This window comes from Nocardia transvalensis (assembly GCF_015477765.1).
Classification (GTDB): domain Bacteria; phylum Actinomycetota; class Actinomycetes; order Mycobacteriales; family Mycobacteriaceae; genus Nocardia; species Nocardia transvalensis_A.
On record NZ_JADLQQ010000008.1, the window covers coordinates 139,722 to 151,594 of the forward strand.

General features: G+C 68.7%; 13 protein-coding genes. 11 read left to right on the forward strand and 2 right to left on the reverse strand.

The window, feature by feature from the left end; all coding sequences use genetic code 11:
• Positions 1–185 precede the first annotated feature (185 nt).
• From nadD to holA, 11 genes are all read left to right on the forward strand, one after another.
• Complete coding sequence (nadD, locus tag IU452_RS24200; RefSeq protein WP_195111439.1) at positions 186–827, forward strand: nicotinate-nucleotide adenylyltransferase; 642 nt, start codon at positions 186–188, stop codon at positions 825–827.
• Positions 824–1,219 (forward strand): ribosome silencing factor, encoded by a 396-nt coding sequence (rsfS, locus tag IU452_RS24205; RefSeq protein WP_195111440.1) that lies wholly within the window; start codon positions 824–826, stop codon positions 1,217–1,219. Before nadD ends, rsfS begins: the two co-directional genes overlap by 4 nt.
• Positions 1,216–1,875, forward strand: coding sequence for a histidine phosphatase family protein (locus tag IU452_RS24210; protein WP_195111441.1), 660 nt, complete (start codon positions 1,216–1,218; stop codon positions 1,873–1,875). Before rsfS ends, IU452_RS24210 begins: the two co-directional genes overlap by 4 nt.
• Positions 1,876–2,596: 721 nt before the next feature.
• Complete coding sequence (gene octT / locus IU452_RS24215; RefSeq protein WP_416382367.1) at positions 2,597–3,442, forward strand: diglucosylglycerate octanoyltransferase; 846 nt, start codon at positions 2,597–2,599, stop codon at positions 3,440–3,442.
• 20 nt (positions 3,443–3,462) lie between these two features.
• Positions 3,463–4,305 (forward strand): DegV family protein, encoded by an 843-nt coding sequence (locus tag IU452_RS24220; RefSeq protein ID WP_195111442.1) that lies wholly within the window; start codon positions 3,463–3,465, stop codon positions 4,303–4,305.
• A gap of 96 nt (positions 4,306–4,401) precedes the next feature.
• Positions 4,402–4,908, forward strand: a complete 507-nt coding sequence (locus tag IU452_RS24225) for a DUF4383 domain-containing protein (protein ID WP_195111443.1) — start codon at positions 4,402–4,404, stop codon at positions 4,906–4,908.
• A gap of 237 nt (positions 4,909–5,145) precedes the next feature.
• Entirely contained in the window at positions 5,146–5,472 is a 327-nt protein-coding gene (locus tag IU452_RS24230) for a maleylpyruvate isomerase N-terminal domain-containing protein (RefSeq protein ID WP_195111444.1), read from the forward strand.
• Positions 5,473–5,641: 169 nt separating this feature from the next.
• Positions 5,642–6,616 carry a ComEA family DNA-binding protein gene (locus tag IU452_RS24235; RefSeq protein ID WP_195111445.1) on the forward strand — a complete coding sequence of 325 codons (975 nt, stop codon included), beginning with the start codon at positions 5,642–5,644 and terminating at the stop codon, positions 6,614–6,616.
• On the forward strand, positions 6,613–6,795 hold the full coding sequence (locus IU452_RS24240) for a hypothetical protein (protein WP_195111446.1): 183 nt from the start codon (positions 6,613–6,615) through the stop codon (positions 6,793–6,795). The genes IU452_RS24235 and IU452_RS24240 overlap by 4 nt, the downstream gene beginning before the upstream one ends.
• 281 nt (positions 6,796–7,076) lie before the next feature.
• Positions 7,077–8,747 (forward strand): ComEC/Rec2 family competence protein, encoded by a 1,671-nt coding sequence (locus IU452_RS24245; protein ID WP_324192796.1) that lies wholly within the window; start codon positions 7,077–7,079, stop codon positions 8,745–8,747.
• Positions 8,748–9,147: 400 nt separating this feature from the next.
• Positions 9,148–10,122 (forward strand): DNA polymerase III subunit delta, encoded by a 975-nt coding sequence (gene holA, locus IU452_RS24250; RefSeq protein ID WP_324192797.1) that lies wholly within the window; start codon positions 9,148–9,150, stop codon positions 10,120–10,122.
• A 258-nt stretch (positions 10,123–10,380) separates the two neighbouring features.
• On the opposite strand, the gene IU452_RS24255 is transcribed toward holA, so the two are convergent.
• Positions 10,381–11,409 carry a phosphatidylinositol-specific phospholipase C gene (locus IU452_RS24255; RefSeq protein ID WP_195111449.1) on the reverse strand — a complete coding sequence of 343 codons (1,029 nt, stop codon included), beginning with the start codon at positions 11,407–11,409 and terminating at the stop codon, positions 10,381–10,383.
• Positions 11,410–11,533: 124 nt separating this feature from the next.
• Positions 11,534–11,797, reverse strand: a complete 264-nt coding sequence (gene rpsT, locus IU452_RS24260; protein WP_195111450.1) for a 30S ribosomal protein S20 — start codon at positions 11,795–11,797, stop codon at positions 11,534–11,536.
• Positions 11,798–11,873: the final 76 nt, after the last annotated feature.

Here is an 11,873-nt window from a genome sequence, read left to right on the forward strand (position 1 = left end):
TCCGACTACGTCCGGGTGACGAGCCATGAATATTTCGATGAACGGGCGACGAGCCATAAGACGAACTTGCCGTAGCGGGGCTATTACGACACCCGGCGCGCTTTCGGCCGGGGACGCAATCCGGGCAGTTCGGAGCCCCGAGGTGGGCGGGGTTCTGGACACGGCGACCAGTAAGCTCGGCATTTGTGCAAGAGACAGGTCGGCGCAAATTGGGCGTGATGGGCGGCACCTTCGATCCGATTCATCACGGGCACCTGGTGGCCGCCAGCGAGGTCGCCAATCGGTTCGATCTCGACGAGGTGATCTTCGTCCCGACCGGGCAGCCGTGGCAGAAGTCCCGTAAGAAGGTCAGCCCCGCCGAGGATCGCTATCTCATGACCGTGATCGCCACCGCATCCAATCCGCGATTCTCGGTCAGCCGCGTCGACATCGACCGCGACAAGGAGACCTACACCGTCGACACCCTGCGTGACCTGCAGCAACAGTTCTCCGACGCGGATCTGTACTTCATCACCGGAGCGGACGCGCTGGCCAGCATCCTGACATGGCAGGATTGGTCGGAACTGTTCGAGCTGGCGAAATTCGTCGGCGTGAGCCGTCCGGGCTACGAATTGAACATCGACCACCTCGAGGAGCATCTGCGCGACAGCCCCGCCGATGCGCTGACGGTCATCGAGATCCCGGCCCTGGCGATCTCGTCGAGCGAATGCCGCCGCCGCGCCGCCGAGGGCCGGCCGGTGTGGTACCTCGTGCCGGACGGGGTCGTGCAGTACATATCGAAACGGCACCTGTATGTGCCGAACGGGAACGGGAAGGTAGCTGGATGACTGCATCCGCCGAAGCGGTCGAGATCGCACAGACCGCCGCGCGCGCGGCCGACGAGAAGCTGGCATCCGACGTGGTGGTGCTCGACGTCTCCGAACAGCTGGTGATCACCGACTGCTTCGTGATCGCCTCGGCGCCGAACGAGCGGCAGGTCAGCGCGATCGTCGACAACGTCGAGGAGAAGCTGCGGCTGACCGGGCACAAGCCGGTGCGACGCGAGGGCACCCGCGAGGGGCGCTGGGTGCTGCTGGACTACGTCGAGGTCGTGGTGCATATCCAGCACAACGACGAGCGCAATTTCTATGCGCTGGAGCGGCTGTGGAAGGACTGCCCGCAGGTTCCCGTGGACGGACTGGGGGATCCGCGCCCGAACGCCTCCGGAGATACCGAGTGAGCAAACACGCCGGCGTACGCCGGTTGATTCTGCTGCGGCACGGTCAGACCGAATGGAATGCCGCCGACCGCATGCAGGGCCAGATCGACACCGACCTCAGCGAGGTGGGTCGTCGACAGGCCAAGGGCGCTGCCCGCGAACTGGTTTCGCACGACGCCATCGCGATCGTCTCCTCGGATCTGCGCCGGGCCTACGACACGGCGGTCGAGCTGGCCGACCACACCTCCCTGCAGGTCGTGCGGGATCCGCGGCTGCGCGAGACCAGCCTCGGCATCTGGGAGGGCCTGACCCATCTCGAGGTCGACGCGCAGTATCCGGGCGCCCGGCAGGCGTGGCGGCTGGACCCCACCTTCACCCCGCCCGGCGGGGAGAGCAAACTCGAGGTCGGCGCCCGCGCCCTGCCCGTGGTGCGCGAGCTGTTCGCCGAGCGCACCGACTGGCCCGGCCGTACCATCATCCTGGTCGCGCACGGCGGGCTGATCGCAGCGCTGACCGCGGCGTTGCTGGAGCTGCCGGAAAAGAACTGGCCGGTGCTGGGTGGGTTGGCCAACACCAGCTGGGTGCAGCTGAGCAGTCACGGTCCGAGCATCGAACAGCCCGGCTGGCGGCTGGACGTGTGGAACGCGGCGGCGAAGGTAGCACCTGATGTCCTCTGACAAACCCTCCTCTCCCGAGCCCGAGGACTTTTCGCCCTCCGGGCACGAGAGCCTCTCGTCCTCCGGACCTGAGGACCCCCCGCCCTCCGGGCTCGAGGACCCCTCGCCATCCCGGCATGAGGACCCCTCGTCCTCCGGGCCTGAGGAGCTCTCGTCCTCCGGGCCTGAGGAGCCCTCGCCCTCCGGGCATGAGGACCACTCGTCGTCCCGGCATGCTCTCGGCCGGGAGCGGCAGATATCCGACGAATTGCTGCGCAAGGCATCCGAGGAGCCGGTGCGGCACCTACCGGACGCTCTGTTCGGCGGGCCCGCGCCGGAATCGCCTGCGCGGCAGGGAAGGTCCGACCGGGACGACGAGACGGATGAGCGCGGGAGGGTGTCGGACGAATTGCTGCGCAAGGCCTCGGAGGGCCCGGTGCGCCACGTCCCCGACATTCTGTTCGGCGGCCCCGCCCCCGAACCTGCCACGCCCCACCAGGCGGCGAGCACCGATGCCGACAGCGGTGAGGACACAGGCAACGAGGGTGCGACAGGTCCGCCAGGACGTGCCGACGACAGCACGGCCACCGATTGTGAGGCCCTGGGAGCAGTAGACGGGCCCGCCGAGGCGGCCGTGATCGAACACGGCGACGCAACGACTGAATCGCCGGACGCCCCGGCGCTCCTCGGGTCGAATGCCGTTGTCGCCGATCAGGCGGCACCAGCGCCGGATCCCCTTGGCATGGACGATGTTTCGGTCGACACTCCGGCTCCCGCCCGGGGCAGCGGGCCATTGGCCGGTGTCGGCGGTGATACTTCGTCGGCCGTCCCGGGCAGGAGCGAACCGGGCGAGCCCGGGGAGGGCGCCAAGCCGGTGCTGCTGGTCATCGCCGACTCCTTGGCCTACTTCGGGCCGAAAGGCGGCCTCCCGGCCGACGATCCGCGAATCTGGCCGAATCTGGTCGGCGCGGAATTGGATTGGGATGTCGAACTGGTGGCGCGGATCGGCTGGACCTGCCGCGACGCCTACTGGGCGCTGATCGGCGATCCCCGGGTGTGGGCCGCGGTCCCGCGAGCCGGTGCGGTGGTGTTCGCGACCGGCGGTATGGACACCCTGCCGTCACCGCTTCCGACCGCCCTGCGCGAGTTGATTCGCTATATCCGGCCACCCTCCGTCCGTCGGCGGGTGCGCTCGGGATATCAGTGGCTGCAACCGCGGCTGTCGAGGCTCGGCCGCCCGGTGGCGCTGCCGCCGCGCGTCAGTGTCGATTATCTGGAGCAGTCGCGAAATGCGTTGGCGCAGTTGCGTCCCGACCTGCCGGTGGTGTCCGTGCTGCCGTCGGTGCACAACTGCGACGCCTACGGGCGGGTGCACACCGGCCGCGAGCCCGCGGTGCGGGCGCTGCGCGAGTGGTCCGCGAAAACCGCCGTGCCGCTCGTGGATCTGGGCGAGGCGGTGCGCGACAACGTCTTCTCCGGCGAGGCCAACCCGGACGGTATCCACTGGGGCTGGGAGGGCCACACCGCGGTCGCCCGGGCGATGGTGAAGGTGCTGTCGGAAGTGTGCGGCACCGAGGACGGTGCATGAGTGGGAGGGTGCGGTAGCGCATGGCCGTCGTGGTGGTGACCGATTCCTCCGCGAGCCTGCCCGCCGAGTTGGTCGAGCAGTTGGGCATCGTTGTGGTGCCGCTGCATGTCCTGGTGGACGATCGCGCGCTGCGGGAGGGCGTCGACACCTTCGAGATCGACTATGCCTCGTCGACGGTGACCACGTCGGCCGCCTCGCCGGGTGAGCTGCGTGCGGCCTACGAGCGGGCGCTGGAACTCGGTGGCGGCGGCGGTGTGGTGGCCGTGCACATTTCCCGGCAGCTGTCGGCCACCTGGGAGGCGGGCAGGCAGGCGATCCGCGATATGGATGCCGCCGACCGGGTGCGGTTGGTGGATTCGCTCAGCGCCGGGCTCGGGACCGGCCTGCCGGCATTGGCGGCCGCGCGGCGAGCCGCGACCGGCGCCCCGCTCGACGTCGTCTACGACACCGCGGTGGCCGCCTCCGGCCGCGGACGCGCCTTCATCGTGGTCAACCGCACCGAACAGTTGCGCCGCGGCGGCCGGCTCAGCTCCGCCGCCGCATTCTTCGGCACCGAACTGGTGACCAAGCCGATTCTGCAGATGGTCGACGGCCGTCTGGAACTGCGCGAGAAGGCCCGCACCCGCTCCAAGGCCTACACCAAACTCGTCGCCGCCGCCGTCGACGCGGCCGGGGACGACGGCGCTGCCCTTGCCGTTCAGCATCTCGGCGCCCCCGAGGCCGCCGCCACCATCGCCGGTCAGCTCACCGATCTCATCCCCGGCATCCGCGAACTGGTCACCACCGAATTCGGCCCGACCCTGGGCGTGCATCTGGGTCACGGGGCCGTGGGTGTACTCGTCGTGCCGGGCGGTTGCGGCTGAACCCACTCCAACTGCTGCCACGACCGTTTAGCCTGATAGTTGCTGGCTATTTCCGCAGCAAATGGGGGCACCGTGGATACGAGAGGAGAAGGTGAGATGGCCACAGCCGGATATGCCCGGGGCGACGTCACCGGCAGCTCGCTCGTCCGTACTGCCGCGCTCGTGGTGGGCGCACTGTTCCTGCTGGTCGGAATACTCGGATTCATCCCCGGGATCACCACCGACTACGACGACATGTCGTGGGCGGGGCACCACTCGGATGCGAAGCTGTTCGGCTTGTTCAACGTATCGGTCCTGCACAACATCGTGCACCTGGTCTTCGGCGTCGCGGGCCTGTTGATGGCCCGGGCTCAATCCACCGCTCGCACGTTCCTCATCGGCGGCGGCGTGATCTACCTGGCCCTGTGGGTCTACGGCCTGGTCGTCGACGAGGACAGCAACGCCAACTTCCTCCCGGTGAACAACGCCGACAACTGGCTGCACTTCGGCCTCGGCGCCGCGATGGTCATCCTGGGTCTCCTGCTCCCCGGATCGTCAGACCGCCCCTCCATGCTGTCCGGCTCTCCCCAGCGCGGCCGCCCCGAAGCCGCAGGCCACGCCTAGCGCCGCTAGTCGCCCGTCCACCCAGCTAGCCCCGCTCGACCCACACCGCTAGCACCACCAGTATCACGTCGCCCGGCTGCACCCGGCATCGCCGGTGCAGCCGGGCGACGCGTCGTCCCACCGCTGCTAGCGCCGCATGCCGGGCCGTCTAGCGACGCTCCCTGGAGCGCACGGGGTTCGTGTGAGTGCCGGAAAATCGCTGGCGCCGACGCGAGCACGAGCGATTCACTGAACACCGTGACCCCCCTCGACACTCGGTCACTGTTTCCGCTCGAACGGCAGGCGCTCCACGAGCTCCTGCGGACGCTGGCCGCGGCCGACTGGGCGAGGCCGACCATCTGTCCCGGCTGGGACGTCCACGACGTGACCGCGCACATCCTCAACGACTATCTGCGGCGAATTACCGGCAGTCGGGACGATTACGGCGGCGCGGTGTTCCACGAGGACGAAACCTTGCCGGTCTATCTCGCCCGCCTCAACGGCGAGTTCGTCCGTGCCATGCGACAGTGCAGCCCTGCACTCATGATCGAGCTGGCCGTGGTCGGCCGAGACCGGGTTTTGTGATCTTGGTGAGGATCGGGTAGAGCGCGATTGCATCGGCTGATCCAAGGGGATATGGGGGAGTCGGCGAAAGCCGGGGTGGTTTGTCCACAGAGAGGGAGCTGTCCACAGGGTTGTCGAAATGCCTGGTGCGCGTGGGGGATACGGGGAGATGGGTTCCTACTGTGGCGGCATGGCGCGAGATGAGCAGCGGGTGCGGGAGCGGTTGGGAGCGCTCGAGGGTGGGCCGCGCGGTGGGCGAGCGGCGCGCGGTGGGCGGTGGGATGCCGAGGAATTCGAGTTCGAGGACGACGGTCGGGAGAGGCCGGGCGATGGGGAGTGGGGTGAGGGGCCGCGGACGCCGCAGTGGCTGAGCGAACCGGTGGGCAGCGTCTCGGTGTGGCACGAGCGTTTGGTGCCGGAGCGGTTTCGAGGGACTCGTCTGGATCCCGGGCGGCGCGGGGTGGTCGTGCTCGCGGCGATCGGCTTGGCCGCGGTGGTGGTGGCTGCTGCCGCCGCCCAGCAGGACAAGCCCACGCCGCACCCTGTTCCGCCGCTGCCGGCTGCACGGGCCGATGCCGCCGGTACCGTCTCGCCGTCCGTGACCGAGAGCGCTCCCGTCGGGTCTCCCACGCCCGGCCCGAAACCGGGCGACGGTGCCGCGACAAGCCTTGGCCCCCAAGGCGCTCGGCCCCCGGAACTGATCGTGAGCGTGGTCGGCCTCGTCGAACATCCCGGCCTCCTGCACCTGCCGCCCGGTTCCCGCGTCGCCGACGCCGTCTCGCTCGCGGTCACCAAGGAAGACGCCGACCTGGCAAGCCTCAACCTCGCCCAGCGCCTCGCCGACGGCGACCAGATCGTCATCGGAGCCGCGAGCCCGCATTCGGGCCCACCCCGGCTCGGCAGCATCGTCCTTCCCGGCGCCCAGCGCCCCGCGGCGGGCACCGCCCACCCCACCGACCCCGCAACCCCACCCCCGAAGATCGACCTCAACACCGCAACCGAATCCGACCTCGACTCCCTCCCCGGCGTCGGCCCCGCCACCGCCCGCGCCATCATCACCTGGCGCACCGACCACGGCCGCTTCACCACCATCGATCAACTAGCCGAAATCCCCGGCATAGGCCCCACGCGCCTCAACCGCATCCGCAACCTGGTAACGGTATGAGCGCGACCGAGCTCTCCGCGTCCGAACGCCTCGGGCGCGAGCCGAAGATTCTCCGCCAGACCCCGTCGCCACGGCGGGACGGGCGGGTCGTCATGTACGGCCATGTTGTCTGCGGCAGTCGGGCCATCAGTGTCGATCTCGTGCGCCTGCAACGTCTCCGCAATCTGGTGACGGTATGAGCGCCAATGCTTTTGGGTCCGGTGGAGCATGGGGCGTGTCGGGGGCATCGCAGGAGGATCGATCAGGGCCGGGGGATGGCGGGCGCGGGGCGGTGGTCGAGCCGCAGGCGTTGGATGTGCGGTTGGTGCCGACGGCTGTGGTGTGTTGGGGTGCAACGGTTCTTGGGGTTGTGGCTGGGCGGCGGGCCGGGGTCGGGTTGGCGGTGGTGCTTGTTGTGGTGGCGGTCGCAGTGGGGCTGTGGGTGGTTCGCGGGAAGGGGGCGTCGAGGGGGAGTAGGCGGGTGGTTGCTGCGGCGGTACTCGGGGCCGTGCTGGCGGGTGCCGGGTTTGCGGTGGCGGCGGCCTGGCAGGAGTACCGGGTGGCTACGCATCCCCTGCGGGCGGTTGCGGCCGGGAGTTATCTCACCGTCGGCGTGGTGGTCGGGGACGATCCGAAGCTCCTGCGGCCCAAGTCGTTCGGTGGGCGGCAGCTGATGGTGCGGGCGAATCTGCGCGAGTATCGGCGCGGGGAGGCATCGATGCGGGTGGGTGGCGCGGTGGTGGTGATAGCGCCGGAGAACGGGTGGTCGGCGCTGTTGCCCGGGCAGGTAGTCGAATTCCGGGCCCGGGTGGAGTCGCCGTGGCGGCCGGATCTGACGGTCGCTGTGCTGCGTGCGACGGGACCACCCACCGCGGCCGAGCAGCCACCCTGGTGGCAGCGGGCTGCCGGTTCGCTGCGCACCCACCTCGCCGAGGCCGCTGCCGCCGCCCTGCCGCCGGATTCGGCCGGGCTCCTGCCGGGCCTGGTCGACGGTGACGTGTCACGGCTGCCCGACCATGTGCGAGACGACTTCACCGAGGTCGCGATGACGCATTTGGTGGCCGTCTCGGGGATGAATCTATCGATCGTGCTTGCCGCGGTACTGGTTTCGGCGCGCATGCTCGCCGTCGACCTGCGCTGGAGTGCGGCGCTCGCGGCGCTGGCGCTGCTGGCGTTCGTGATCATCGCGCGACCGTCGCCATCCGTGTTGCGTGCCGCGGCGATGGGGGCGATCGCAGTGTGCGGGTTGGTGACCGGGCGGCGTAAACAAGCGCTGCCCGCACTGTGCGCCGCGGTCATCGGCCTCATCGGGTACTGGCCGAGATTGGCCGTCGATGCCGGATTCGCCCTGTCGGTGCTGGCGACCGCCGGATTGATTCTGCTGGCACCGGGTTGGTCACAGTGGTTGCAGCAGCATGGTTGGCATCGCGTTCCGGCCGAGGCATTCTCGATCGCCGCCGCGGCTTTCCTGGTCACCACCCCGATCATTGTCGGCCTGACCGGCCACCTCGCCCCGCACGCAATCCTGGCGAATGTGCTGGTGGAACCGGTCATCGCCCCGATCACCGTGCTCGGTGTGATCGGGGCGGTCCTGTCGTGTGTCTGGATGCCGGGCGCCGAGGCGGTGCTGTGGCTGACCGGACCCCTACTCTGGTGGCTGCTGCAGGTCGCCGAAAAGGGTGCGGCCCTGGATATCTCGCTGTCGATCCCCGACGGGCTCGGGCCCGGGCTGGCCGCCGCGGCGATCGTGACGGCCGTCGTCGCCGCTGTCGCCCGCCCGGTTTCCACTGGCGGTGGAGGCCGGTCCGCGCGATGCGGGGACCGGCCGTGTCACGACGCGGCAATCGGCATTGCGCGCCGGACCCGCGGATCAGTTCGCCGGAGCGGGCTTGCCGGAGCTGATCGACGACAGCGCCTTGATCACGGCATTGATCGCCTGCGCGGAACCGGTGCCGGTCGGGTCGGGCTCACCGGGCGCGACGATCTGCTCGGCGCTGACGCTGTTCTCCGGCACCAGCGTGATATCGGCGGAGGCCAGGCCGGCGCCCGCCACCATAATGCTGCCGGCGGCGGCGCCGACCAGCACGAACGTACCCAGCTTCTTCATGGAGATCCATCCTCTTCCACAGTAATTCAACATGTTCGGCGGTGATCCAAGATTCCGCCGGACTTCGTTTTATCAGAGGATTTCGTCTGCGCTACAAGCTTTTCCGATTACGAAAAATCGCCGGGTAGCGGGAGGTTAACGGATTTCATGCTCTTTCCGAATGACATCGACCTGTACCGAATCATTCAAATGGGAATATGCGATCGAAGTCGATTCAGCATGTGTCACAGGAGATTTCGGAAGACCCGAATACCAGGGGCAGCCTCGGCGTATTCGGCAATCGACCGGTAATGGTGAGACAAACATCATGCGGTACCGGCCGTAACAAACAGCGCACAGTTTCCGATTCGGACTGCCGCCGACGCACACCGTCCCACAGAATCCATACCCGCGTCGCCCCGACGGGAAACCGGCGATGTCGGCCCCGCCCCGTAGGATCGACGCCGTGACCGACCGACCCGCACCCGTTCATCTCGTGCTCGGCGAGGAAGAGCTGCTCATCGATCGCGCGGTCGCCTCGATCGTCGCGCAGGCCCGCGCGGGCGCGACCGACCCGGAGGCGCTCCCGGTCGACCGGCTGCGTGCCGGCGACGCCAGTACCGCCGAACTGGCCGAACTCTTGAGCCCGTCGCTGTTCGCCGAGGATAGGGTGATCATCCTCGAATCGGCGGCCGAGGCCGGTAAGGATGCCGTCGCCGTCATCACCACCGCCGCCACCGACCCGCCCGAGGGCGTGGTGCTGGTCATCCTGCACTCCGGTGGTGGGCGCGCCAAGGCGCTGGCTCCGGTCCTGCAGAAGGCGGGTGCGGTCGTGCACGACTGCGCCAAAGTCACCAAGGCCGCGGAGCGGATCGAGTTCGTGCGCAACGAGTTCCGTGCCGCCGGTATCCGCGTACCCGCGGAGGTCGTCCAGACCGTCCTGGAGGCCGTCGGCTCGGATCTGCGGGAACTGGCCGCCGCCTGCTCGCAGCTGGCTGCCGACACCGGCGGCCGGGTCGATGTGGCCGCGGTACGCCGCTACTACTCGGGTAAGGCCGAGGTCACCGGTTTCGACGTGGCCGAATTGGCCGTCTCCGGCGACCGTCCCGGTGCGATGGAGGCGCTGCGCTGGGCCACCGACCGCGGTGTGCCCGCGGTCCTGCTCGCCGACGCGCTCGCCGACTCGGTGCACACCATTGCCCGCGTCGGCTCGGCCGGCCGCGGCGATCCGTTCAAACTCGCGTCCCAGCTCGGTATGCCGCCGTGGAAGGTGAAGAAGGCCCAGTCCCAGGCCCGCGGCTGGACCTCGGCCACCATCGGCACCGCCCTGCAGGTCGTCGCCGCCCTCAATGCAGACGTCAAAGGCGGCGCGGCCGACGCCGAATACGCCCTCGAACACGCCCTGTCCCGAATTCTCGACCTACACGACGCCCGCCGTTGACCTGCCCCCGATCATGGTGGCAAAACAAATACGGGCACGAGGAACGAAAGCGCGGCTATTCGACCGTGTCCGCAGCCGCCGCTGAAAACCCTCTCCTAATGAACTGACCAGTCGATAGCCGACAGATATCCGCAACCTCACCAGCGGCGCCCTTTCGCCGGTCCGGCGAACCGACACCAGCCAGTCACCCCGGCGTGCTTTTGGCCTAGATCTCACCAGTTCCGGCCAAAAGCACGCCGGAATGACGATGGGCCACCGCTAGGACATGTTGTGCCGGATGATCTCGCTGACCAAACCGGGCCCCGGGAAGTCCATCATCACGACGCCGGTGGTTGTGCCGGGCCTGGCGCGCAAATAGTCCAGGGTGTGCTGGTTTTCGAAGCGGGCGTAGCGGTCCGGGAACTTGGTGGGGTCGGGGACGCCGGTGGCGGAGAGGTAGTCGACGGACAGGGTCCGCGGGTCGGCGGTGGCGGCTCGGTCGAGGTGGGCGCTGATCGCCGCCCACTTGGCCGCCATCCCGGGGTTGTCCCAGAGGTCCTGTTCGTCGAGGGGTAGGCCGCGCTCATCGCCGTGGTCGATGTCCTTGAACTGAATCACGACGATCTTGCCGCGCACCTCGCGCAGGGGCGGGATGTCGGCCCGCCCGGTGGCCGAGGGCCGCCAGACCCGGTCGTGGGTGCCGAGAATGCGGTCGTAGTCGGCCAGACCGGGAGCCACCAGACCCTCATCCGCGCAAGCGAAGGCCGCGCCGGTATTGGTGCATTCGTTCTTCAGCCGCAGCAGCACCGTCTCGCGCTCGTGCCGGGACAGGAAATCCGACACCTCGGTCAGGACGTCGTCCAGGCTCGCGTATTGGAAGTACCGGCCGTGGTGGACGGCCAGCGCGCCGTCCTTGTCCCGGCGCAGCCGGATGTCGAGGGCGCGGATCCCGGCGTCGAGCTGCACGCGCAGACTCTGGCGGGTCACGCAGTGTGGATCCGGGCAATCCCCGGGAAAACTCTGCTGCGTCTCCACCGCGGGCCCGGCCTTGCCGCCGTGCACCGACAGCGTGTCATGGGTACCCGGAATCGAGAGGCGGCTCAGCGCGGTGTCGTCGGGCAGCGCGCTCATCCAGTCGGGATTGCTTGCGGCATCGAGGTTTCCGAACGCCTCGGACGGGGCGGCACCCGGCAGACCCGCGGCGACGGCGGCCTCCGAAGGCGTGGGATCGGGTGGGGGAGAGGCGGATACGCCGCATCCGGTCAGTGCCGCCCCCGCCGCGAGAACGATCATCAGTCTGCGCAACACCCGGATACGGTATCCGAGGTCGCCTCGCGCGGCGAATCCGTTTGGCGGACACGACAAAAGCCGCCGTGGTCATCCTCTGCCACGGCGGCGTTGCACCTGTGCGCGGTATCGCTACCGCGGAAACTCAGCTGAGCGCGGAGACCTGCTTGGCCAGCGCCGACTTCTTGTTGGCGGCCTGGTTGGCGTGGATGACGCCCTTCGAGGCGGCCTTGTCGAGCTTGCGGCTGGCCTCGCGCAGGGTCACGGTGGCCTGCTCGGCGTCACCGGCCGCGATGGCCTCGCGGGTCTTCTTGATGGCGGTGCGCAGCGCGGACTTGACCGACTGGTTGCGCTGACGCGCCGCCTCGTTGGTGCGGATCCGCTTCATCTGGGACTTGATGTTGGCCACGCCTGTTTCCTCTGATTCCTGTCGTCAGTTGGTGTCGTGCTGGAAAGTCTCTGGGCGCACTACGAGAGGGGTAGCG

Coding starts and splice junctions, on each gene's coding strand:
- octT (WP_416382367.1), top strand. CDS start 2,597: ATGGACGATGTTTCGGTCGACACTCCGGCTCCCGCCCGGGGCAGCGGG.
- IU452_RS24225 (WP_195111443.1), top strand. CDS start 4,402: ATGGCCACAGCCGGATATGCCCGGGGCGACGTCACCGGCAGCTCGCTC.
- IU452_RS24240 (WP_195111446.1), top strand. CDS start 6,613: ATGAGCGCGACCGAGCTCTCCGCGTCCGAACGCCTCGGGCGCGAGCCG.
- IU452_RS24220 (WP_195111442.1), top strand. CDS start 3,463: ATGGCCGTCGTGGTGGTGACCGATTCCTCCGCGAGCCTGCCCGCCGAG.
- rsfS (WP_195111440.1), top strand. CDS start 824: ATGACTGCATCCGCCGAAGCGGTCGAGATCGCACAGACCGCCGCGCGC.
- IU452_RS24235 (WP_195111445.1), top strand. CDS start 5,642: ATGGCGCGAGATGAGCAGCGGGTGCGGGAGCGGTTGGGAGCGCTCGAG.